The 1,227-nt window shown below is 60.6% G+C and carries 1 protein-coding gene; it reads left to right on the forward strand.

Annotated elements, in window-relative coordinates; all coding sequences use genetic code 11:
- The first annotated feature begins 280 nt into the window (after window positions 1–280).
- A complete protein-coding gene (locus tag IAE36_RS23440) occupies window positions 281–1,141 on the forward strand; it encodes a glycine betaine ABC transporter substrate-binding protein (protein WP_201214970.1) in 861 nt (286 codons plus the stop codon).
- Window positions 1,142–1,227 lie beyond the last annotated feature (86 nt).

Genomic DNA, 1,227 nt, shown 5'->3' on the forward strand with positions numbered 1-1,227 from the left:
CGCCCAGCCCGCCCAGGCCCAGCAGGCAGGCGAGCAGGTAAAGTGGCATCAGCAAGCGGGTGGTACTGGGCATCGGGCAGTCCATGTCAGGTGCAAAGGGGAGGATAGTAGCCCGGCGCCAACACTTTGGCATGCAAGTATCGCGCAGGCAGCAGCACGCCCATGCCGCTAATGGCACAGTGCTGTCGCAGATGGGCGCCTGGGGGTCGCAGGTGGATCAGGTCCGGCCGCCATGCAGGCAGATGATGGAATCTCCAAGACCTGACGAGGGAATGCTTTGATGGCTACTCTAACAAAAATGCGACGTGTCCTGGGTGTGGGCGCCGCCCTGGCACTGGCCATGAGCGGTACACAGGCCATGGCCAAAGAAGTCAGCATTGGCTACGTGGATGGTTGGGCTGACAGCGTGGCCACCAGCAACGTAGCTGCTGAAGTAATCAAGCAAAAGCTCGGCTACGACGTGAAGCTGCAGGCCGTGGCCACGGGCATCATGTGGCAGGGCGTGGCCACCGGCAAGCTCGACGCCATGTTGTCCGCCTGGCTGCCCGTTACCCACGGTGAGTACTGGGCCAAGAACAAGGACAACGTGGTCGACTACGGCCCCAACTTCAAGGATGCCAAGATTGGCCTGATCGTACCTGAGTACGTCAAGGCAGTCAGCATCGGCGACCTCAAGACCGATGACACCTTCAAGCAGAAAATCGTCGGCATCGATGCCGGCTCGGGTGTGATGATCAAGACTGAGCAGGCCATCAAGGATTACGACCTGACCGGTTACAAACTGCAGGCAAGTTCCGGTGCGGCGATGACGGCCGAACTGGGCCGCGCGTATGCCAAGCAGCAGTCCATCGCAGTGACCGGCTGGGTGCCGCACTGGATGTTCGCCAAATGGAAACTGAAGTTCCTCGAAGACCCGAAAGGCGTCTATGGCGCGGCTGAAACCGTGAACAGCATCGGCAGCAAGGAACTGGCCACCAAAGCCCCTGAAGTGGCCGACTTCCTGAAGAAGTTCAGCTGGCAGTCCAAGGATGAGATTGGCGAAGTCATGCTGGCTATCCAGGAAGGTGCCAAGCCCGAAGCCGCTGCCAAGGACTGGGTTGCCAAGCACCCGGACCGTGTGAAGGAGTGGACGGGTAAGTGAGTTAGGCGCTGGTCGACATTTCTTTAGCGCCTGTTAGACCGAGCGCCGCCCGCGCGGCGCATCGCGAGCTGCGCTCGCTCCTACGC

Origin of the sequence: Pseudomonas sp. S36 (assembly GCF_016647875.1) — a bacterium.
GTDB lineage: Bacteria > Pseudomonadota > Gammaproteobacteria > Pseudomonadales > Pseudomonadaceae > Aquipseudomonas > Aquipseudomonas parafulva.

Coding starts and splice junctions, on each gene's coding strand:
- IAE36_RS23440 (WP_201214970.1), top strand. CDS start 281: ATGGCTACTCTAACAAAAATGCGACGTGTCCTGGGTGTGGGCGCCGCC.